This is a genomic window from Alloalcanivorax dieselolei B5 (genome assembly GCF_000300005.1).
GTDB classification, from domain to species: Bacteria; Pseudomonadota; Gammaproteobacteria; order Pseudomonadales; family Alcanivoracaceae; genus Alloalcanivorax; species Alloalcanivorax dieselolei.
In genome coordinates this window covers 280,328-301,548 of the sequence record NC_018691.1, presented here as the reverse complement: position 1 = coordinate 301,548, position 21,221 = coordinate 280,328, and the positions used below count along the sequence as shown (strand labels likewise).

The window sequence follows — 21,221 nt, the reverse complement described above, 5'->3', positions numbered from 1 at the left end:
TGACAGTGGACAGCTGGGTGCTTGTAAGAAAGCGCTTTGCTATTCGGTCCGGCCCTCCTTCTTGAATTCTCCTTCGCATGAATCAACCCCAGTTAACCGATCGCAAGCAGTTGCGCCGTGAGTTACGGGCGCGGCGGCGGGCTTTGGGTGCGGGTGAGCGGCGTCTGGCGGAGAGGCGGTTCGCGCGTAATTTGCGGCGGGAGTTGGGACCGCGCCGGGCTCGCCATGTGGCGGTCTACCATGCCGCCGACGGCGAATTATCGCCGCTGCCGGGGCTGGCGCAACGCCGCTTCCAGGGCACGCGCCTGTATCTGCCGGTGCTGGATCCGGTTTATCGCGGCCGCCTGCGCTTTCATCTCTGGCGCCGGGGAAAACGGTTGCGCGCCAACCGTTTCGGCATCGGCGAACCACGGCGCCTGGAGCGGGCACGGGCGGACTGGGCACTGGATGTTCTGTTGATTCCGTTGGTGGGATTCGATGATCGCGGCCATCGCCTGGGCATGGGCGGCGGCTTTTATGATCGGACTTTGGCGAATTTCGCGCGAAGACCACGCCGCCCCCGTCTGGTGGGCGTCGCTTTTGAGTGTCAACGGCTGTCCAGGGTGCCGGAAGCCCCCTGGGATCAGCCGCTGGACCTTATCGTAACGGACGGTCGTAACGGATTCTCGCAACTGATTAGCGTGACTGATCGGCCTTGATGCTGACACCGGCGGACTGGGCGTAACGCTCCAGATCCGCCTGATTGCCACCGTGGGTGAGGGTGCTCACCAAAACGCCGGTGGCAAAAATGATCGCCAGGACAACCAGTGCATCTGGTCTTTTCTTCATTGTGTTTTCAATCCCCAAGAAAAAGTCATCACTCTCAAAAGGCTGTCCATGCCGAAGCATGGAATACTAATGCAAAATTTATGTAACAAAACGAGAACTGGATCGAAAAATGATCACTTGCCTCTTAAAAGTCAAGCGGTTACATCAAACTGCTCACCTTTCTTAACAAAAGTACCGCTCAACTTTCACCTGGCGTGATCCGTGGTTTACGAGGTGTGTGATCGCTCACGTCCGGACTAGTTCAAAAACAGCCGGTACGCCGGATTGTCACTCTCTTCCACCATCGGATAGGGGACTTTCTTGAGGTCCTTGCGCAGGTTGCCCCTTTCTCCGAAGGGCACCTGGAAGCCCACCAGCACCCGTCCATAGGCGGCGCCGTGGTTTCTATAGTGGAACAGACTGATGTTCCACTTGTGGCCAAGCGACATGAGGAACTTCAGCAGCGCCCCGGGGCGCTCGGGAAATTCCACCCGGAACAGCATTTCGTCCAGGTCCTGGCGCGAGGTGTGCCCACCCACCATATGGCGGATGTGCAGCTTGGCCATCTCGTTGCCGGTCATGTCCACCACCGGGTAACCGGCGGCTCGCAGCTCTTCCAGCAACGGAGCAAGATCCGCGCCACCGGAGCTGGTCTGAATACCGACAAAGATATTCGCTTCGTGTTCCCCGGCGTACCGGTAATTGAACTCGGTGATGGCGCGACGCCCCACCACTTGCAGGAAATTACGGTAGGCGCCCGGCTTCTCGGGAATGGTCACCGCCAGAATCGCCTCGCGCTGCTCACCCAGCTCCGCCCGCTCGGAAATATGCCGCAGACGATCGAAGTTGACGTTGGCACCACTTTGAATCGCCACCAGCGTCTTGTTCTCCGCTTTGGTGCGCGCCACCCATTTTTTCAGGCCGGCCAGGGCCAGGGCGCCGGCCGGTTCGCACACGGTGCGGGTATCCTCGAAGGTATCCTTGATGGCCGCGCAAATCTCGTCGGTGGTGGCGGTGATCACCTCATCCACCGTGTCCTTCAACACCCGGAAGGTTTCCTTGCCGATCTGCTTCACCGCCACGCCGTCGGCGAACAAGCCCACTTCAGGCAGCGTTACCCGCCGTTTGCGCTCCATGGCGGCCTTCAGGCAAGCGGCGTCTTCCGGCTCCACGGCGATAATCTTCACGTCCGGGCGCACGTATTTGACGTAGGCGGCGATACCCGCGGCCAGGCCGCCGCCGCCCACCGGGATGAAGATGGCGTCCAGATCCCGGCTCTGCTGGCGCAGGATTTCCATGCCCACGGTGCCCTGGCCGGCGATCACGTCCGGGTCATCGTAGGGGTGGACGAAAGTCAGGCCTTCCTTCTCTTCCAGCTTGCGGGCATGGGCCAGCGCCTCGTCGAAGCTGTCGCCCACCAGCACCGCCTTGCCGCCGAGCTGGCGCACGGATTTGACCTTGATGTCCGGCGTGGTGCGCGGCATGACGATCACCGAGCGCACATTCATGGAGGTGGCGGCCAGGGCCAGCCCCTGGGCATGATTGCCGGCGGAGGCGCAAATCACACCGCGCTGGCGCTGCTCCTCGGACAACCCCGCCACCTTGTTGTAGGCACCGCGCAGCTTGAAGGAAAACACCGGCTGCATATCCTCACGCTTGAGCAGCACCCGATTGCCAATACGCCGGGAAATCAGCGGCGCGGCATGCATGGGTGTCTCATGGGCCACGTCATAGACGCGGGATTGCAGGATCCGTTTGACGTACTTTTCAAGCATGGAGGTTCCGAAAATCAGCGCGAGACCGCCGGACCGGCGGAAAGGAGCTAGTTTACGGTTTGAGCGGGGAAGTCGTCCACCGGCGGATGCTACACCCTCTCCCTTGAGGGGAGAGGGGCCGGGGGAGAGGGTGAGACAGCCTATTTGATCGAGCCGCTCTGGTAGCTCAGGTTAATGCCGCCGGTGGGGATGGTCAGATTCACCTGACCACCGGGCAAACCGGCCAGGGTGATCTCCAGGTCCACGTTCAGCGGTTCCAGATTTTCCAGTCCGATGAACAGACGGCCATCGGGCAGGAAGTCCAGCGGACCTTCCAATTGCACGTTATCGATCGGCAGGCTTTTCACATTGTGCTGCAGACCCAGCGGCAGGCTCAGCTCCGGCGCGTCGAACAGCAGGTCGAAGGTGATCCGGAACACCGGCCCGTCCGGGGTTGTGATGATGTGCCCTACTGGCGGCGTGGTGCGATTGCCGTTGGCATCCTCGTTGTAGCGTACCCGCATGATGTTCGGGCCGGTGTGGGTGTCGATCGGCACCAGTCCCAGGTTACCCACCTGGCCGAGCACAGCCTCCTCCAGCCCCAGGATGTCGAGGACATCCCCCAGCGTTTGCACCAGGCCGCCAAGCAGGCCGCCGATAATCGGCAGGTCACTCAGCGAGTTGTCACCGTCGGAGGTGTCCAGATCCAGACCGATCACCGCGGTAGCGTCCAGGTTGCTCAGCGCCACGGTGGTCGGATAAATCACTACCGGGACACCACCCGCCTCGGCATCGTAATTGAGAATATCCGTGTTCAGATCACCGGTGAGATAGAGAATCCGCTCGCTGTCGCAATCGATCTGATTTTCCTCGGTATAAGGTGGCGTACCCTCGAATCCGCAACCGGTGTTGGCGGTGCTGACCAGGCCGCTGCCGCCATCGCCGTTGGGACGGATCAGCGTGGCGTTGGCCGGCGTCGCCGGATCCGGGGTACCCGCCGGCACCCTCGGCTCGCCTTCGTCGACGACAAAGTTACTGTTGGCGTCGACGCTTGGCAGGTTGCTCAATTCCTGGAACACCGTGGTCATGGCGCCAGCGCCGCGGAACAGAATGTCCATGTCGGGACCGCCGGACTTGGCGTCATTGCCTTCCAGCAAGGCAGTCTGCAGAGGGAACCCGTCGCTGGAACACAGCACGTCACCGCTGCAGCCATCGCTTTGCGAAGCCAAGGTATAGCGATACAAAGCCCCCTCTTCCCAGGGCAGCTCCGGCACGAAGGTCAGAGCGCGGGCCTCCACCTGCAGTTCGCCGTCCACCACGCTTTGGCAGGTGCCGTCCTCGCCCACCCGCTCGACACGGAACGCGCCCTGACCGCAGGCGGTGCCCAGGGTCAGGCTGCCGGCGTCCATGTTCTGAGAGAAACGCACCCGGATCGGCCGGTTGGACGGCATGCCGACGATCGGCAGCTCGTCCACTTCCACCTGCTCGGATTCGGAACTCGATGACAGGCACACGCCCTGCACGCCGGCGGCGATATCGGACGCCGTGGCGGGGCTGCTGGCGCAGGGGAAGCCCGGGTAGACCACCATGGCGAACGGGGCGCGGCGCACATCCTCGCCGTCCTGTTCCACCACGTATTCCGGCATGGTGAATGCAATGGTGTTGAGGCCGGTCAGCGGATCCAGAACCTGCAGCCCGTTGCCAGCCAGATCGGTCAGGCCGTTGGTGACGCTGATTTCATAGGGGACGCCGAAGGCCAGCGGCAATGCCGGCTGGATCACCAGGGCGTTGCCGTCCAGGCTCCAGGAGAACGGCTCCGCCGCGTCGTCCTTGGTCAACCGAACGGTCTCGCCGGGTCGAACGCTGAGCGGGTCCAGCGCCTCGCTGAACAGCAGGGTGATCGGTTCACCGGGCACGGCGCGATCGGCCACGTCTCCCGGCGTCCAGGACAGCCGCTGCTCACCATTGTCGTCCATCACCAGCAAGGTGGGCGGCACCGTGTCCGCCGGCTGCGGCGGCGCGTTTTCCTGGTCGCGGTAGGACTCCATATGGAAGCTCAGCACGCCATGGCTGTTCTCCACGCCGAGTACCCGGGGCTCCACCACGGTGAGCGCGTCGGTGACCAGTTTGCCATCCTCGACGATCGCCTTGCCCACCAATTCCACGTGCATCAGGTTCTGCGTGAAAGCGCCGTTGGCCCGGGCATCCTTGGTGTTGGCGGCGAGATCCATGAACAGACGCACGTTCTTGGCGGCGTCAGGGGAATCGGAGTTGGGGTTGGGAAACAGGTAACCGGTGGCGTCCGACATCACTTGAATGGTCACCGCGCCGGAATCGAAGCCCACCGGCACTTCCCCGCCGATCAGCACGTCCAGCGGTTCGCCCACCAGGATGCCGCCCCGTTTGATGCGCAGCGGCGTCACGTCCGGAAAGTTGGGCGGGAACGCCAGTTCGGCGTAGATATCGCCGGACTGCTTGGACGCGGTGCCATTGGCCAGCAGAGTGCTGATCAGCGGCACGCAGTTGATCGGATCGCCGGTCAGCGCGGAGGTTCGCAGATCGCCCTGCTCAAGGCAGCCAAGCGTGTCGTGAGTGGCCGGCGCCTCGGTCACCAGCACTTCCCGTTCACCTGTGCTGGATTTGGTATCCAGGGGCGTGACGGTGCGCTCGAACGGCGCCAGGGTCTCTCCGAAGGCACTGGTGAGCCCGCTCACCGTCAGCACGTATTGCTGCCCCGGGATCATGTCCTCCAGCGGGTCCACGGTGAGCGTGTCGCGACCGCTCAGGACCAGGGCCGGCACCAGTTCACCACCCTGCGTCAGGCTGACGGTGTCCCCGTATGCCACGGAAGACGAGTCCAGCGGCTGGGAGGTGCGCAGCCGGAAGGTGGAGAAATCCACGGTGGGAAACTGATCATCGTCCGGAAAAATCTCGCTGATCTCGAAGGTGTCCGAAGCACGCTGCCGCGACAACGGCCCTTCCAGGGCGGGGCGGGTGGAGAAGTTCAATTCACCGTCACGGAAATTGACCACCCGGCCATCCGGGGCCAGGTCGATGATGGCGACCTTGTAATCACTGATCGGCGCCAGCGGCGTAGTCGGCTGCAGTACCACGTTGCGGCCGCCGTTCATCACCTTCATTGCAAAAGGCACCGCCGCGCCATCGGGGCCGGTGAAGCGGAAGTTGTCCTCGGTGACCTCCAGGGGATCGCTGAACTCCAGCACCACCGGAGCGGACGGCGCCACATAGGCCTGCCCGTCGAAAGGATAGTTGAAATACAGTTCCTTGGGATTGTACTGGGGCCCGTCGAAACTCGGATTGCTGCTACCGCCGCCCCCGCAACCGGCCAGGATACCGGCGCAGGCGACAATGATCAGTTTACTTCGCATGACACCACTCCTCAGAACTTCAGGGTGACGGAACCGCTGAATACGTGGACTTCGCCGCCGGTTTCGATGGTTTCGTAGGGATTCACCGGAGCCCGGTCGCTGGTCAGATCAAACTTGCGCTGGTCGATGTCGTGGAACTGGTAACCGAAATCCACCCGCATCGGGTAAGCGAGGATGGGGGGCCGTTCGATAGTCCAGGAGCCGCCGACGCCGTAGATGGTCTTGTCCGCGTCCAGGTAATTGACGTCCAGGCTGCGGTCGCTTTCCAATGGCGATTCCCGGAACGCCACGCCGGCGGTCAGGTTCACGTTCTTGAGCGCGCTCCACTCAACACCGACCCGCGGCACGGTGATGTCCTTGAAGTGAATGTCCGCCTGATCCTTGACGGTGTCGTCCTCCAGCACCTCCATGAGATCCGACCAGTTCTGCCGCTCCACCGTCACCCCGGCACGCAGCCGGTCATTGAAACGGTATTGCACCCCGGCGCTGTAAATATCCGGTTGGTAGGAATCCACGGTATCGATCAACAGCGCGATACCCGGAGACGGTACGGTGCCAGGAATAGTGATACGCGAATCCACCGAAGTACGCGCCTCGGTATGGCCACGAAAAGCGAACGCGGTTTCCAGGCCATCGGTAATGCAGTCGCCCTTGCCGCAGATCAGCTTGCCCCAGTCCAGAGTGACGCCGAGCACCGGCCGGATCACCGGTTTGGCGTTGACCTCGAGCGTTTCGTACTGGGTTTCACCGGCCAGGTTGGAGCTGGCCACCAGTTTCGCGTCGGAACGCAGGGAGACGTGGGCGGAGGCCCCCACGGCAATCCCGTGCAGCAACTCGGTGCCACCGCCGATATTCAGGAACAACGGTTGACGACCGTACTCCATGTATTGCCCGCCCATGGACGTGGTGGAATTAAAGGAGAGCATTTCTTTCCCGTATTTTTCCACGCCGGCGATGATGGCGAAGTAAATCGGATGTTCGAATTTGGTGATGCTGGACAGATCGGTTTTCAGCGCGATCAATTGCTGCTGGCTGCGGCTGTCATCAAGCAGGTTACCGTCGCGTGTGGCCGGAGCGGCGCCCCCCAGGCTCCTGCCATCCAGCTCCTGCTCGGCGTGCAGGAAGCCGATGGTCAATTCGCCACGGGGGTCCTTGATCAGATAAGACGGGTTGTAATACAGCGACGAGGCCTGCGGATTGAACATGGAAAGGGCCTGAGCGGATGCCACATCACCAGGGAAAAGGCCATAGCTGCTGGCGGTGTTACCCATGGCGGCGAAGGCCGGGGGAGCAATCGAAGCGGCGACCGAAAGGGACAGGGCCGCGATGCCACCGCGACGCAGGGGGGAAGGTCCGAACATACACTGCCTCCGGTACGGATCATTGTTGTTGTGTAGTCCAGGCAGTAAAACAAATGTGCACAGACATTGGCGTATGAAAAAAGGTGGAAAACCGTACTCAGGGATGGCGGATGGTTAGCCGCTGTAACAGACCGTGTCGCTCTGTTTCAAAAAGGGGACAGGGAGTGGGGTATTATTCCTTGAACTCGGCTTTGTCCAGGCCGTGTTTCTTCATTTTGTCATATAGCGTCTTACGCGCCACGCCAAGCAGTTCCATGGTGTCCTTGATACTGCCCCGGCATGCGTTGAGGGCACTGGTGATGACCGAGCACTCGAAAGCGTCCATCATCTCCGACAGGCTCTGCCGGCCAGACATTTCCGGCAACAGGGCCGTCTCGTTCCCGGCCAGCGCCGCCGGCCCCAATAACACATAGCGCTCCGCCAGGTTGCGCAGCTCCCGGACATTGCCTGGCCAGTCGTATTGCATCAACTTGGCCGTCTCGGCGGCGGTAAGCGGAATGCTCTCGCGGTCGTGGCGGGCGGCAGCCACCAAGGCGAAGTGATGAAACAGCACCGGAACATCCTCCTTGCGTTCCCGCAGCGGCGGAATATCCACCTCGACCACATTCAACCGATAGTACAGGTCGGCACGGAATCCCCCTTCCTCGCTCAACTTCTTCAGGTCGCCCTTGGTGGCGGCGATCACACGCACATCCACATCGATGGGCGTGTTACTGCCCAGCCGTTCCACCTTGCGCTCTTCCAACACTCGCAGCAGTTTGATTTGCAGCGGCATTGGCATGCTTTCCACTTCGTCGAGAAACAACGTGCCCTGGTGGGCATACTCGAACTTGCCAATACGGGGGTTTTCCGCCCCCGTGAACGCACCGGCCTCATGGCCAAACAACTCACTCTCTATCAGGCTCTCCGGCACCGCACCGCAGTTGATCGCGACGAACTTCTGGGAGCCGCGAGGACTGTTCTCATGGATGTGGCGGGCGATGGCGTCCTTACCGGCGCCGGTCTCTCCCCGCAACATGATGTTGGCGGAAGTGCCCAGCAGGGGTTCGATGGTGTCAAGGACCCGGCGCATGGCGGGCGACTCGCCGAGCAGCCGCGGCCCCGGTCTGGCCAGATGGCGCACCTGCGCCTTCAGGCGACGGTTTTCCAAAGCCAGCTGGCGCTTCTCCTGGGCGTGGCGCAGCAGCTCGATCAGTTCGTCATGATCGAACGGCTTCTCGATAAAGTCGTAGGCTCCGTGCTGCATGGCGTTCACCGCCGTACTGATGTCTCCTTGTCCGGTCAGGATGATGACAGGGATAACGTCATCCAGGCGACGCACGCCCTCCAGTACCGCCAGGCCATCCATATCCGGCATGTTGTAATCGCACAGGACCACGCCCTCGAATTCCGCATTCACGGCGGCAAGGCCGGACTTGCCGTCGGCGAAGCATTCCACCGTCATGTCCTCCAGCGTCAGGGTCTGGGCCATGACTTGCCGGATATCCGGATCGTCATCGATAAAAATCACCGCGGCCTTGCTCATTCCGCTGCCTCTCGTTTGTGCAATGTCAGGATGAATTCCGCACCCGGTCCGTCCTCCCGGTTCTGTCCGGTGAGCCGTCCACCCAGCGCATCCATGATCTGTCGTGATATCGAGAGCCCCAAACCCAGCCCCTGTTTCATTGATTTGGTGGTGAAGAACGGCTCAAAAATCTGTTCGGAATTACCTGGCAATCCAGGGCCATTATCCCTGACCCGACATTGCCAGGTACCGCCATTGTCCTGGATATCTATCTGGATCATCGGCTGCTCCGTACCTTCCAGGGCATGCAGGGCGTTGGTCAGCAGATTGACCATCACCTGTTCGATGCGAATCAGATCACCATGGCACATGACCGGATGCGCGGGCCTTTGCCAGTCCACGCCAACCCCTTCACCACTGTCCTGGGCATGGATGATTTTCAATGCCGCGTCCACCGGTTGGCGTAAATCGACGCTGGCGGGACGCCCCTCGGATTTGCGGGCAAACACTTTGAATTGGCGGGTCAACTCCGCCATCTTGCCACACAGGGTGACAATCTCCGCCAGGTTCGCGTCCACCGTCGCGTTATCGCCGCGCTCAAGAAAGCGCTGGCTGTTCCTGGCATAGGATTGTATTGCCGTCAGCGGTTGGCTCATTTCATGGTTGAGACCGGCGGACATCTGGCCCAGCACCGCCAGCTTGGCGGCCTGGATCAATTCCTGCTGAATCTCCCGCAGTTCATTCTGGGCTTCCTCGCGTTGATGAACCTCGTTGATCAGCTTGCGATTGGAGGCTTCCAGATCCGCCGTGCGTTCGGCCACCCGCTGTTCCAGCTGCACGCCACGCTGCGCCAATTCCGCCTCCCTGCGATAACGTTCCTTGAGATAAAGCCAGGTCAGCATGGCTCCCAGAAACACCACCAGCCCCATCACCAGGAACCGCACCTGACTCCAAAAAACCTGGCGGGTACCGAGCATGACTTCCAGGTCCCAATCCAGCTCGGGCAGCGGTGTTTGCACGCTGAGGTATTCCCGCCAGGCCCCCTCATCCCGGATACGGACCAACCTGGATCGAGGTGATACCCCTAAAGGCCGGCCCAGATATTCGATATCCATGGGGGTCAGCGCGCGGCGTGGGTAACGTAGCCGCGCTCGGGAGATGCTTTCGGACGGCCCCTCGCCATCGGCCATGAAATCCCGGTAGAGCCATTGCCGGCGGCTCGCCAGGAAACTGAAGCCATCCCCATCCAGCACCACCATTTCGGCGTCAGTGAAAGAGGCCGGACGCTGCCACTGGGACTCCAGCTCGGTGACCTGAACCTTGGCGGCAACGACGCCCAGAACCCCGCCGGTATCCGCCTGAATGGGAAAGGCGAAGTAAAGACCGCGCACATCGGAGGTGGAGCCGAGGGCAAAATACAAAGCCGCCGCACCAGTGCGAATCGCATCATTGAAATATGGCCGGAAATCGAAATTCCGGCCGATGAAACTGTCCTGCCGATCGTGGTTGCTGGCGGCAATGGTGAGGCCGCGATGGTCCATAAGGTAGACATCGGAACTGCCGATGATGGTGGCCATGCGTTTCATCTGATTATTAGCGCGCAGCACCAATTCCGGGTCGGCGGGTTCTTCCAGGGCCGCCCGCAATAACGGATGTTCAGCCATCAGCTCCGGAATCGGGCGATAGCGCTTGAGTTCGCGATCAACCAGCTGACTGTAACGAAACGACTCTTTGAGGCTTTCCCGCTCCAACAGCCGATAGCCGGACCACGCCCCCAGTTGCCAGGAAAACAAGGCGGTGACCAGAAACAGCACAACTCCCCAGACTCTAGCCGTCATCGCATATCACATTCACCGATCAAACCGGGTTATTGGTAGCGGCCATTCCAGGGGCCACGCGCGACAAAAGTCACGGGTGGCCCCGCCCATCAGGGTTGCGTCGCCATGGGCGCGCCGGCCAGTCTTTTCTGCAGGAAAAACGCCGCCAGGGCCAGGGCGATGCCGCCGATATCGGTTATCAGGCCTCCAGCAATCATCATCATCGCCGAGGCCAGCAGCATCAACCGCACCATCCCCATCGCGTGCTGGCGCAGGAACCAACCTTGCACCGCACAGGACAGCAGATACACCCCGATGGTCGCGGTGACCAGGGCGCGGGCGATCTCCAGCACCCCCGCTTCCATCAATAAAGCGCCGTTGTAGAAGAACATGAACGGCACAATGAACGCCGCCAGACCGATACGGAAGGACGCCACCGAGGTCTCCATGGCGTTGGCGCCGGAAATGCCCGCCGCCGCGTAAGACGCCAGTGCCACCGGCGGGGTAATGGCCGACACCACCGCAAAGTAGAACACAAAGAAGTGGGCGGTAAGCGGATCAATCCCCAACTGGACCAAGCCCGGCGCGACCACCGAAGCGGCCACGGCGTAGGCCGCGGTGGTGGGCATGCCCATTCCCAGGAGCACCGAGATGCCCATGGCGAAGATCAGCGCCAGCAACTGGCTGGTTTCCGCCACGCCCAACAACATGGAGGAGAAGCGCGCGCCAACCCCCGTCAGCGAGATGACACCCACGATTATCCCGGCGCAGGCACAAACCACGATGATCTGTACCGACATAATACCCGACAACCCCAGCGCCTTGAGGATGGAACGAATCCCCATCTTGTTGGGCGACAGCCAGCTCACCACCACCGCGGAGACCATGGCCAGAGTGCCCGCACGGATCACCGAATAGCCCAGGAACAGAGCCACGATCAGGATCAGAATCGGGGCGAACAGGTAGCACTGGCGCGCCAGGCGCTTCAAGGAGGGCAGCTCATCCGCGCGCATTCCCCGCATGCCGGTCTTGGCCGCCTCCAGATCCACCATGAAGTAAACCGAGGCGAAGTACAGGATCGCAGGAATAACGGCGGCAATAGCGATCTCGGTGTACGGGATACCGGTGATCTCCGCCATGATGAAGGCGCCGGCACCCATGATCGGCGGCATGATCTGACCACCGGTGGACGCCGCCGCCTCTATCGCTCCCGCGGTCTGCTTGCGGTAGCCCACCTTCTTCATCAGCGGAATGGTCAGTGAACCGGTGGACACCACATTGCCGGCACTGGTGCCGTTGATCATACCCATCAAACCGGAAGCAAAAATGGAGACCTTGGCGGGACCACCCCGGGAGCGCCCCGCCGCCGCGAAGGCGAAATTGACGAAGTAATCCCCCACTTTCGAAGCTTGCAGGAAAGCCGCGAAGATAATGAACAGGATGATGTAAGTGGACGACACCGCCGTGGTCGGCCCCAACACGCCGGCGTCGGTATAGACCTGGCTGAAGAAGCGCTGGACGGAAAGGCCCGGGTAACTCAGAAAGCCGGGCAGATACGGACCGGCGAACACATAGCCCAGGAAAATCACGGTGATGATCACCAGGGCCAGCCCCGCCAGGCGCCGGGTCATCTCCATGATCAGTACGCTGCCGGCAAAGGCGGCGAAAGAAATGCCCACCGGGGCGAAGGAGGTGCCCGTGGTCATCCGCATCGGCGTGTTGTAAACCACCAGGAAGTAGCTGGCCACCGTGATCGCACTGATTGCCAGAACCAGGTCCGGCCAACTGAATACCGACCGGCCGCGTTTGTGAAACCAGCTCACCACGATACCCAGCCCGGTGGCCACCAGCAGCGGCCAGCCAAAGTGCCAGGTTTCAAGATCCACCGGCAGGCGCATGGCCCCTTCACGCACCATCAGGTACATGCGCCCGGTCTGGACCAGCGCGTACATCGCCGGCACCAGGAGCAGGGCGGACGCGGCCGAGGTCCAGCGCGGCCCCGTGCTCCCCTCTTCAGCAAAGCCGGAGCCTGAGAACAGAAGGTACCCCAGCACCAATGCGCCGCAGACGTGCACGATGCGGAAGGACCAGGTCTCCAGGGGAGAAATGTTCAGGGTGTACAGGTGGAACGCTGAATACGCGATGGTGAGAACAGTCACCGCCAGCAGTAATCCGCGCTGAAAGAGGCGGCGATTCGCCTCCACCGGTTCCTCATCCACACCGTGGACAAGCAAATGGTCATTGGCCGGCGCTGACGCCAGCGGTTGCCGGTCGTGCTTTGTGGTTGTCATGGGAGCTCCTCGCCGGCGTTATTTGATCATGTTGGCGTCAATGGTGTAGCCGTTTTCGTTGAACCAGCGCGCCGCGCCCGGATGCCAGGGCAGCACGGTATTTTTGTCGTAATTCTCCGGCACGGTGGAACGGGCGGCTTTGTGGATGGACACCATCTTGTCGTTGTTCTCCATGGTCAGCTTGGTGATTTCGTACACGAAGCTTTCCGGCATATCGCAGTTGGTCGCGGCGAAGTTCCACATGGACACCGCCTGCGAATCCGCGGACAGGGAGCGGTAAGTGCTCTGGGGGATGGTGAAGGGGGCCACCGGGAAGGCATCGACCACCTTTTTCAACTCGTCCGGGTTGAACTCAAGAATGTTGATCGAAGACTGCACCTCCAACTGGCTGACCGCGGGGATGGGGATGCCAGCGGCAAAGGCCACCACATCGATCAGGCCATCCTGGAGCTGGCCGCCAAGATCGGACCAACTGCCATTACGGCGTTTGAATTTCACCCCCAGGGTTTCCATCATCCGCGGAAAGTAACTGTCGGAGGTCGAACCGGCGGGCCCGAAGCCAATGCGGGCGCCATCGGGGATGTCCGAAATGGACTTGATGCCGGAATCCGCCAGCACCGTGATCGAGAACGGGGTCTGGTACATCGGGAACATGGCGCAGACGTTGTCCATCTTCACCCCGGGCGCCAGCGGGCTCTCACCCGCGATGGCCTCGCGGGCGGGCCCCAGCGTGACCAGCCCGAATCCCAGTTCACCGGCGTGCACCAGGGCCATGTTTTGTACCGGGCCGCCGGTCACTTCCGCGCCACCGGAAACCCCCAGATTCTCAGCGACAAAGTGCGCCCAGCCGGAGCCATAGGCGAAATAGGTACCACCCTGACTGGCGGTGCCGACGGTAAAATTGTCCGGCCAGTCGGACCGGTCCCCAGCGAAGGCGGAAGCGGGTATCAGAAGGGAAGCGGTTAAGGCAACACAGAGATGGCGAAGAGACGAGTTCATGTTGTACTCCAGTAATGACCGTCATTGTTGTGGGTATTTCAGAGTCCGGCGAGACGCCGATCAAAGACTCAAAGCAATCCACAGGCCAAAACCGTAACCCGTTGAAATATAAAAACTTACAGGAATGAAGAAGGGGAAAATGAGCGGATTCCCACCCACGGACACAGGGCCAGTGAGTGGGAAATGACACCTGGCAGCCCTGGCGTCCCCTGACCGGAGACGTCGCGCGAATTCAGAGATACCCGGTTGCGAATCCGTGATGGGGGAAAGGATGCCCTCCCCCTTTGGTCATGATTGAAGCCAATCAGATGGTGATCACCTCGTCGCCGCGCCCCACCAGCACCAGATCGGCGGGACGGCGGGCAAACAGGCCGTTGGTGACGACCCCGGTAATATTGTTGATTTTCTCTTCCAGCTCGATGGGGTTGAGAATATCCAGGTTGCGCACGTCAAGAATCAGATTGCCATTATCGGTGACAAAACCCTCCCGGTATTGGGGCTGCCCGCCGAGCGCGACAAGCCGGCGCGCCACGTAGGAACGGGCCATGGGGATCACTTCCACCGGCAGCGGGAATCCGCCCAGGCGTTTGACCTGCTTGGAGCCGTCGACAATACAGATAAACCGCTCGGCCACCGCCGCCACGATTTTTTCGCGGGTCAGGGCGCCACCACCGCCCTTGATCATCTCCCGGTGATCGTTGACCTCGTCGGCACCGTCCACGTACAGCGGCAGACTGCCCACCTGGTTCAGCTCCAACACCTCGATACCGTGTCCACGCAACCGCTCGGCGGTGGCTTCGGAGCTGGCCACGGCGCCGGCCAGGCGGCCCTTCATGGTCGCCAGGGCATCAATAAAATAGTTTGCCGTGGAGCCGGTACCCACGCCGATGACCTCGCCTTCGGGCACATGACGCAAGGCGGCCTCCGCCACCTTCTGCTTCAACGCATTCTGATCCATTTCCCACCTCATACCGATTAGTTCCACGACGTTCGCCCAGTTTACCCTGAATATTGCGCCAATACGTCACGCAATTCGCTGCCAAGGCAGCTTCCCACAGCCACGGCTCCACCAGCCGCGATGTTCTTTTTTACTAATGTATGACTTGAATTTTTGTACAGTTCGCGCATCTTGAACATATCACTGTGTCGCCGGTACGGACCGCCCCATGCCGGCCTCCGCGGTGAACTAAAACAATGAATCCAAAAAAGCGCTACTCCACGGAATGTTCAGGGAGTAACCATCGATCTACAAGGAGACGACTCATGCAACGGTCAGCATTTATCCCCCTTATTTTCGCTACTCTCGGTGTCGTGGCGGCGCCGCTCGCGATGGCTGACGACACGTCCGGGCGGGATTACTCCACCGAACGCCGTAATCTGGACAGTCCGGAAAACATCTCCAAGGAATATAAAAAGGCGATCGAAGCCGAAACCGAGTCCAAGCGACGTGCCGCCGAAGGCGTTTCGGACAAGGCCAGAAACTACGGTGAGGACCGCAGCAAGATCGACAAGAATATCGAGGAGCGGCTTGAGGAAGGGCGGGCAACCCGGGACAAGGCCCGCCAGGAAGCCAAGGAAATGGGTAAGGACATGCAAAGCCCAGACTACGCCAAGGATCGGGAGAACCTGGATAACCCGGACCAGATCAAGGAGCGCTTGCAGGAAATGAAGGAAGGCGCGATCAAACCCAAAGAGTAAGCCGTTTCCTGAAACGAAAAGCCCCGGTCATCCCGGGGCTTTCCCGCTATCGCGTCAGCGCCTCGCGACGACGCAGCGCTTCCTGTTCCATCTCCTTGCGGCGCTGCTCGGCGGCCTCCATCCGTTCATCGGCTCGTTGCTGCTGGGCCTTCCGTCGCTCTTCCGCGGCGCGGCGCTGACTGTCCAGGCGGTTCTGCACATCCTGCCGCCGCTGCTCCGCCTGAGTGGCGGGATCCGCTCGATTATCCAGTTGAGCCAACGCCGGCGTTGCCATCGTCACCAGCATCACACCCGCGGCCATCCATACTGGTTTGAACTTCATGGCCTTACCTCCTGCTCACGCCCGGGCACTGTGTCCGAGTAGCACTATTGTCCCAGATTTCACGCCGTGGCAGGCAAGTAACACAAGGTAAAATCCCACGCCTTCAGGCCCGCGGCCCGGCCGCGCGCTCCGGCACATTCAGACAATCGTCGATGATACGAAAGATGCGCTCCCGGTAGTCCGCCTGCTCATTGGCCAACTGATGACGCGCGCCCTCCAGGATATGAATGCGGGGCTCCCGGAACTTGCGGCGGATAATATCCAGGTTGTAGCGCCAGTCCACCGTCTCGTCCTGATCACCTTGAATCACCACCGGCGACAACGGCACCGGGGTCGCCCGTTCAAATCCGGGCAACCAGCGCTTCAGCGCGGTCACCCAACTGGCCGGCAGCCGCCGCGGCTGCAGGGGATCCCGGTTTTCCAGGAAATCGAGGAAGTCCGGATCCCCGGAATTGATGGTGAAAACCCGCTTTATCGAGCGGGCAAAGGGGCGAATCAGGGTATGCAGCCAGCGAGCGGTGCCCCACTTGAATGGGCGCACCAGGGGCGCCAGCAGGATCACCTGGTCGAACGGTGCCTCGTCCGCATCGAACCGGTGGTGCAGGAGGAAATCCATGACGATGGCCCCGCCGGTGCTCTGCGCCACCACGTGCCAGGGTTTGGGCAAATGCGCCCGGGCCAGGCTCAGACACTGCTCCAACACTTCCCGATACACCTTGAAGTCATCGATATCCGCCGGCGGGCCGGAACTGAGGCCGTGCCCGGGAAGATCGTAGGCGACCACGGCGAAGCCTTTTTCCAACAGATGCCCAATGACATGACCGTAGAGACCGACATGATCAAAATAACCATGACATACGAACACCGTGCCCTTCGGCGACGGGGGACGCCACACATGGATACCGAGAGTATGGCCGGCGGCATCGAAATAGCCGAAACCGTGCTCCAGCCGCGGCAGCCGGGCGGCGAAATCAATGCCGTAGTAGCTGACGTAATCCAGGCTGGGGTCATCGAGAGGGGCGAACCGTTCCCAATTCAGAGGATGCCAACTGCGGGTGATGGCGTCGCGGGAAAACGGTATCGACATAGGCGGGAAACTCGATTCAGGCGGTGTATGACAACCGTCAATGATAGGCACTCCGTGCCCGGCATGCCATCGCCCGAACCACAAAGCGCCCGGTCAAGGGCGCTTTGATGGGCCCGGCCAGGGAAGCCGGGCGAAGTACTACAAGCTTGCAGGTTTGCTGGCGAGTCTCTTACAGCTGTGCCTGCTGAGCTCGCAATGCTTGCTGGGCCTGCACTTCGGAGATGACGCGTTGCAGATTCTCCGGAGAGTCCAGGTTCAGGCGGTGACCCAGGTGATCCACCGGAGTCTGGCTGGCCAGGGGAGCACGTTCCTTGGCGACCGCCAGGTTGTGCTGAGCTTCCTGGGAGCGGTAAGCGATGTAGTCCTGGGAGTCGATATTTTCACGGACGCTCAGGAAATCACGACCTTCACCCTGGGACTGACCACGCTGCTCGGCTTGCAGGCGATCGCTGGCGGCTCTTTGTACCTGGCCGTCAACCAGCGCCGGGGAGTCGATCTGCTCACGGGCGCTCAGATAATCGGCACGAACCTGATCTTCGAAACTGTTGGCCTGGGCCAGCGGTGCGGCAGCCAGACCAGCAACGACCAGGGCGGCAACGGACAAACGGGCTACGTTTTTCATCATCCTTTCCTCACGTTCACATTCAGGGAATGTCGCGGGAGGTCAGGGCGATTTCGCGAGTGCTTGCTGGTCTCCCACGCTGATGGAGCCAGTATAGTTACAGGTTACGTTATTGTCAACTTGTAACTTTCGATTATTTTCAGGGTGCCAGACTCCGAAGGATCAGGTTGGTAACCGCCGCCAGCTTGGTCTCCATCTCCTCGGTGTTCCCCAGCCGGCTGAGCAGCACCGGGTGAGCGTAGGCGGCGGCGGTGACGCGGATCGCCATGCAAACCTCATCCAATGGCGTCTTACGCTCGAATTCCCCGCTTTCACGGCCGTCCGAGACGATTTTCTCGATCGCCTCGTAGATCTCATTATTGTGTTCTTCGGTGACCGCCCACTGATTCTCAATGGAGACAACAACAATATCGTGTATGCACCGCTCCTTGAGAAACAGCCGCATCCCCTCGGAAAGCAAGGTGTGCAGCATGTCGCGCAGGCGCTGAGTGGCGGAGGCGTCGCGCTCGGAGACGGCGCGGATGGCCTCGCCCATGGTCGACAACGCCAGGGCGCAAACCGACTCACCGATCGCCTGTTTGGAATCGAAAAAGCGGTACAGATAAGCGCTGGACACTCCAATCGCCTTGGCAATGTCGGTCACCGAGGTCTTGCGGTAACCGTGCACTCGGAACAGTTCATCCGCCACCTGCAGAATCTGTGTACGCCGCTCGTGGTCGGCGGGCCCGCGTTGTCCGGGCAGGTTTTCACAATTGTCGATCGCCATGGAGGCTCTCCCTGAAATTCTCGCGTCGCTTAGATGAGTTACGACTATTGTTATGTGTAACACCAAGTAACCATCATAGCGCCGACTGGAGTATCCGCCAAGTGAACGGCACTTTCAGGCAAGAGGACGGGAGGAGGAAGGAGATGGGGGAAGAAAAGGCAGGCGTCACGGCACGAATTCGCTGGCAAGCAACACGCTGGCACGCCAAACCCAAAGCCCTCTTGTGAAAAACGTCATGCCGGACGTGATCCGGCATCTCCCTCTACAAAGCCCGATGCCCTCCAGAGGGAGATCCCGGGTCAGGCCCGGGATGACAGGGCGGTTAAAGGCGTGTTTGCGTGTTGCGTGTCAGCGTTGGACGGCCAAGCCCGATCTTTACTTAACGCGCGGGTCCAGTTCGCCGTCTTCGTAACGCTGGAACATCACTTCCAGGTTTACCGGCTTGATCTTGTCGGCGTTACCGGCGGTACCGAACGCTTCGTACCGGGCGATACAGATATCGCGCATGGCGGTCACGGATTCCTTCAGGTACTTGCGTGGGTCAAACTCGGCCTTGTTGGTGGCCAGGAACCGGCGGATGGCGCCGGTGGACGCCAGACGCAGGTCGGTATCGATGTTGACCTTGCGCACCCCGTATTTGATGCCTTCCTGAATCTCTTCCACCGGCACGCCATAGGTTTCCGGGATCTCGCCACCGAACTCATTGATGATGGCGAGCCAGTCCTGCGGCACGGAAGAAGAGCCGTGCATGACCAAGTGGGTATCCGGGATACGGGCATGGATCGCCTTGATCTGCTCGATGGCCAGAATGTCGCCGGTGGGCGGACGGGTGAACTTGTAGGCGCCGTGGCTGGTACCGATGGCGATGGCCAGGGCGTCCACATGGGTGGCCTTGACGAAGTCCGCTGCCTCTTCCGGGTCGGTGAGCATCTGCTCATGGCTCAGGGTGCCTTCCGCGCCGATACCGTCTTCCTCGCCGGCCTGGCCGGTTTCCAGGGAGCCCAGACAGCCCAGCTCCCCTTCCACCGAGACGCCGCAGGCGTGGGCCATATCCACCGCCTGACGGGTCACCCGCACGTTGTACTCGTAGTCGGTGGGGGTTTTGCCGTCCTCACCCAGGGAGCCGTCCATCATCACCGAGGAAAAGCCCAGTTGAATGGAGCGCTGGCACACGGCGGGGCTGGTGCCATGATCCTGGTGCATGACCACCGGGATATGGGGGAATTCTTCCACCGCCGCCAGAATCAGGTGGCGCAGGAACGGGGCACCGGCGTACTTGCGGGCACCGGCGCTGGCCTGCACGATCACCGGCGAATTGGTTTTATCCGCCGCTTCCATGATGGCGCGCATCTGTTCCAGGTTGTTCACGTTGAACGCCGGAACGCCGTAGCCGTGCTCGGCGGCGTGGTCCAGCAATTGGCGCATGCTGATCAGTGCCATGGTTTTACCCCTTGATTATCCGTTGGTGGTGACCGACACCACTATTACTTCGTCCGTAACCTTGTTTCGCTTACAGGCAACACGCTTCACGCTGGCACGCTTTGGCGTGGGCGCGTGCTGGCGTGTTGCGTGCCAGCGTCTCAGTCCCTGGCCCGGGCCTCGAGCATGGCCACCGCGGGCAAGGTCTTGCCTTCCACGAACTCCAGGAAGGCACCGCCGCCGGTGGAAATGTAGCTGATGCGGTCGGCGATTTCATACTTGTCCACCGCGGCCAGGGTGTCACCGCCGCCGGCGATGGAGAACGCTTCGCTGTCGGCGATGGCCTCGGCCATTTCCTGGGTGCCCTCACCGAACTGGTCGAACTCGAACACGCCCACCGGGCCGTTCCAGATGATGGTGCGGGCTTCCTTCATCAGCGCGGCGAAGACGTGGGCGGTTTGCGGGCCCACGTCGAGGATCATGTCATCCTCGCTCACCTCTTCCACCTTCTTGGTCACCGCTTCCGCGTCGGCGGAAAATTCCGTGGCCACCACCACATCCACCGGCAGCGGAATGTGCACCTTGGTGGCGATTTTGCGCGCCGCGTCGAGCAAATCCGGCTCATGCAGGGATTTGCCCACCGGCAGCCCTTCCGCCGCCAGGAAGGTGTTGGCGATGCCGCCGCCGACGATCAGCTGATCCACTTTGTCGGCCAGCGCTTCCAGCACTTCCAGTTTGGTGGACACCTTGGAACCGCCAACGATCGCCACCAGCGGCTTGGCCGGGTTGTCCAGCGCCTTGGCCAGCGCATCCAGCTCATTGGCCAGCAGCGGGCCGGCGCAGGCCACCGGGGCGAACTTGCCGACCCCGTGGGTGGACGCCTGGGCACGGTGAGCGGTGCCGAAGGCATCCATCACATAGATATCACACAGCGCCGCCATCTTCTGTGACAACGCCTCGTCGTCCTTCTTTTCGCCTTTATTGAAACGCACGTTCTCGCACAGCACGACCTCGCCCTCGGCCACCTCGACACCGTCGAGCCAGTCCTTCACCAGCGGCACGTCCCGGCCCAGCAGGGTTCCCAGGTGCTCGGCCACCGGTTTCAGGGAAAACTGCTCTTCGTACTCCCCTTCACTGGGGCGGCCCAGGTGGGACATCAGCATCACCCGGGCACCGGCCTTCAGCGCGTGCTCAATGGTCGGCAGGGAAGCACGGATGCGTGCATCACTGGTGACCTTGCCCTCTTTGACCGGCACGTTCAGGTCTTCACGGATCAATACCCGCTTGCCCTTCAGGTCCAGGTCGGTCATGCGTTTGAAGTTCATGGTCTTGCTACCTCGTCTAAAACCATCCATCCGGGATGATGAAAACTTGTCGGTTCGAAG

17 protein-coding genes are annotated in these 21,221 nt (G+C 61.1%); 2 read left to right on the top strand and 15 right to left on the bottom strand.

The features are described from left to right. Positions 1-77: 77 nt before the first annotated feature. Complete coding sequence (locus tag B5T_RS01385) at positions 78-698, top strand: 5-formyltetrahydrofolate cyclo-ligase (RefSeq protein WP_014992649.1); 621 nt, start codon at positions 78-80, stop codon at positions 696-698. Here the strand turns inward: B5T_RS01385 and B5T_RS23330 are convergent. From B5T_RS23330 to rpiA, 9 genes are all read right to left on the bottom strand, one after another. Continuing rightward, positions 676-828 carry a hypothetical protein gene (locus B5T_RS23330; protein WP_014992648.1) on the bottom strand — a complete coding sequence of 51 codons (153 nt, stop codon included), beginning with the start codon at positions 826-828 and terminating at the stop codon, positions 676-678. The two genes, B5T_RS01385 and B5T_RS23330, sit on opposite strands and share 23 nt — an antisense overlap. 236 nt (positions 829-1,064) lie before the next feature. Further along, positions 1,065-2,582 (bottom strand): threonine ammonia-lyase, biosynthetic, encoded by a 1,518-nt coding sequence (ilvA, locus tag B5T_RS01380; RefSeq protein ID WP_014992647.1) that lies wholly within the window; start codon positions 2,580-2,582, stop codon positions 1,065-1,067. Positions 2,583-2,722: 140 nt separating this feature from the next. Further along, complete coding sequence (locus B5T_RS01375) at positions 2,723-5,950, bottom strand: Ig-like domain-containing protein (RefSeq protein WP_014992646.1); 3,228 nt, start codon at positions 5,948-5,950, stop codon at positions 2,723-2,725. A gap of 11 nt (positions 5,951-5,961) precedes the next feature. Next, positions 5,962-7,311 carry an outer membrane protein transport protein gene (locus tag B5T_RS01370; protein ID WP_014992645.1) on the bottom strand — a complete coding sequence of 450 codons (1,350 nt, stop codon included), beginning with the start codon at positions 7,309-7,311 and terminating at the stop codon, positions 5,962-5,964. A 172-nt stretch (positions 7,312-7,483) separates the two neighbouring features. After that, positions 7,484-8,836 (bottom strand): sigma-54-dependent transcriptional regulator, encoded by a 1,353-nt coding sequence (locus tag B5T_RS01365; protein ID WP_014992644.1) that lies wholly within the window; start codon positions 8,834-8,836, stop codon positions 7,484-7,486. After that, on the bottom strand, positions 8,833-10,653 hold the full coding sequence (locus B5T_RS01360) for a sensor histidine kinase (protein ID WP_041716660.1): 1,821 nt from the start codon (positions 10,651-10,653) through the stop codon (positions 8,833-8,835). The genes B5T_RS01365 and B5T_RS01360 overlap by 4 nt, the downstream gene beginning before the upstream one ends. Positions 10,654-10,742: 89 nt before the next feature. Beyond that, the gene (locus B5T_RS01355) at positions 10,743-12,923 is read right to left on the bottom strand and encodes a TRAP transporter permease (protein ID WP_014992642.1); all 2,181 of its coding nucleotides are present in this window, start codon (positions 12,921-12,923) and stop codon (positions 10,743-10,745) included. Positions 12,924-12,941: 18 nt separating this feature from the next. Then, the gene (locus B5T_RS01350) at positions 12,942-13,922 is read right to left on the bottom strand and encodes a TAXI family TRAP transporter solute-binding subunit (RefSeq protein ID WP_014992641.1); all 981 of its coding nucleotides are present in this window, start codon (positions 13,920-13,922) and stop codon (positions 12,942-12,944) included. Positions 13,923-14,226: 304 nt separating this feature from the next. After that, a complete protein-coding gene (gene rpiA, locus B5T_RS01345; protein WP_014992640.1) occupies positions 14,227-14,880 on the bottom strand; it encodes a ribose-5-phosphate isomerase RpiA in 654 nt (217 codons plus the stop codon). Positions 14,881-15,185: 305 nt separating this feature from the next. Between rpiA and B5T_RS01340 the strand changes: the two genes are divergently transcribed. After that, positions 15,186-15,620: a hypothetical protein gene (locus B5T_RS01340; protein ID WP_041716659.1), complete on the top strand. Its 435-nt coding sequence runs from the start codon at positions 15,186-15,188 to the stop codon at positions 15,618-15,620. Between the two features lie 46 nt (positions 15,621-15,666). Here the strand turns inward: B5T_RS01340 and B5T_RS01335 are convergent, their stop codons facing one another. From B5T_RS01335 to B5T_RS01310, 6 genes are all read right to left on the bottom strand, one after another. Continuing rightward, complete coding sequence (locus B5T_RS01335; protein WP_014992638.1) at positions 15,667-15,942, bottom strand: hypothetical protein; 276 nt, start codon at positions 15,940-15,942, stop codon at positions 15,667-15,669. 103 nt (positions 15,943-16,045) lie between these two features. Then, on the bottom strand, positions 16,046-17,029 hold the full coding sequence (locus tag B5T_RS01330; RefSeq protein WP_014992637.1) for an alpha/beta hydrolase: 984 nt from the start codon (positions 17,027-17,029) through the stop codon (positions 16,046-16,048). 169 nt (positions 17,030-17,198) lie between these two features. Then, on the bottom strand, positions 17,199-17,651 hold the full coding sequence (locus B5T_RS01325; protein ID WP_041716656.1) for a hypothetical protein: 453 nt from the start codon (positions 17,649-17,651) through the stop codon (positions 17,199-17,201). Between the two features lie 139 nt (positions 17,652-17,790). After that, a complete protein-coding gene (locus tag B5T_RS01320) occupies positions 17,791-18,417 on the bottom strand; it encodes a TetR/AcrR family transcriptional regulator (RefSeq protein ID WP_014992635.1) in 627 nt (208 codons plus the stop codon). 375 nt (positions 18,418-18,792) lie between these two features. Next, entirely contained in the window at positions 18,793-19,857 is a 1,065-nt protein-coding gene (gene fba / locus B5T_RS01315) for a class II fructose-bisphosphate aldolase (protein ID WP_014992634.1), read from the bottom strand. Between the two features lie 140 nt (positions 19,858-19,997). Then, positions 19,998-21,161 carry a phosphoglycerate kinase gene (locus B5T_RS01310; RefSeq protein ID WP_014992633.1) on the bottom strand — a complete coding sequence of 388 codons (1,164 nt, stop codon included), beginning with the start codon at positions 21,159-21,161 and terminating at the stop codon, positions 19,998-20,000. Positions 21,162-21,221 lie beyond the last annotated feature (60 nt).

Bases quoted from the DNA above. Each gene is read 5' to 3' on its own strand.
- B5T_RS01385 (WP_014992649.1), top strand. From the start codon at position 78: ATGAATCAACCCCAGTTAACCGATCGCAAGCAGTTGCGCCGTGAGTTA.
- B5T_RS23330 (WP_014992648.1), bottom strand. From the start codon at position 828: ATGAAGAAAAGACCAGATGCACTGGTTGTCCTGGCGATCATTTTTGCC.
- ilvA (WP_014992647.1), bottom strand. From the start codon at position 2,582: ATGCTTGAAAAGTACGTCAAACGGATCCTGCAATCCCGCGTCTATGAC.
- B5T_RS01375 (WP_014992646.1), bottom strand. From the start codon at position 5,950: ATGCGAAGTAAACTGATCATTGTCGCCTGCGCCGGTATCCTGGCCGGT.
- B5T_RS01370 (WP_014992645.1), bottom strand. From the start codon at position 7,311: ATGTTCGGACCTTCCCCCCTGCGTCGCGGTGGCATCGCGGCCCTGTCC.
- B5T_RS01365 (WP_014992644.1), bottom strand. From the start codon at position 8,836: ATGAGCAAGGCCGCGGTGATTTTTATCGATGACGATCCGGATATCCGG.
- B5T_RS01360 (WP_041716660.1), bottom strand. From the start codon at position 10,653: ATGACGGCTAGAGTCTGGGGAGTTGTGCTGTTTCTGGTCACCGCCTTG.
- B5T_RS01355 (WP_014992642.1), bottom strand. From the start codon at position 12,923: ATGACAACCACAAAGCACGACCGGCAACCGCTGGCGTCAGCGCCGGCC.
- B5T_RS01350 (WP_014992641.1), bottom strand. From the start codon at position 13,922: ATGAACTCGTCTCTTCGCCATCTCTGTGTTGCCTTAACCGCTTCCCTT.
- rpiA (WP_014992640.1), bottom strand. From the start codon at position 14,880: ATGGATCAGAATGCGTTGAAGCAGAAGGTGGCGGAGGCCGCCTTGCGT.
- B5T_RS01340 (WP_041716659.1), top strand. From the start codon at position 15,186: ATGCAACGGTCAGCATTTATCCCCCTTATTTTCGCTACTCTCGGTGTC.
- B5T_RS01335 (WP_014992638.1), bottom strand. From the start codon at position 15,942: ATGAAGTTCAAACCAGTATGGATGGCCGCGGGTGTGATGCTGGTGACG.
- B5T_RS01330 (WP_014992637.1), bottom strand. From the start codon at position 17,029: ATGTCGATACCGTTTTCCCGCGACGCCATCACCCGCAGTTGGCATCCT.
- B5T_RS01325 (WP_041716656.1), bottom strand. From the start codon at position 17,651: ATGAAAAACGTAGCCCGTTTGTCCGTTGCCGCCCTGGTCGTTGCTGGT.
- B5T_RS01320 (WP_014992635.1), bottom strand. From the start codon at position 18,417: ATGGCGATCGACAATTGTGAAAACCTGCCCGGACAACGCGGGCCCGCC.
- fba (WP_014992634.1), bottom strand. From the start codon at position 19,857: ATGGCACTGATCAGCATGCGCCAATTGCTGGACCACGCCGCCGAGCAC.
- B5T_RS01310 (WP_014992633.1), bottom strand. From the start codon at position 21,161: ATGAACTTCAAACGCATGACCGACCTGGACCTGAAGGGCAAGCGGGTA.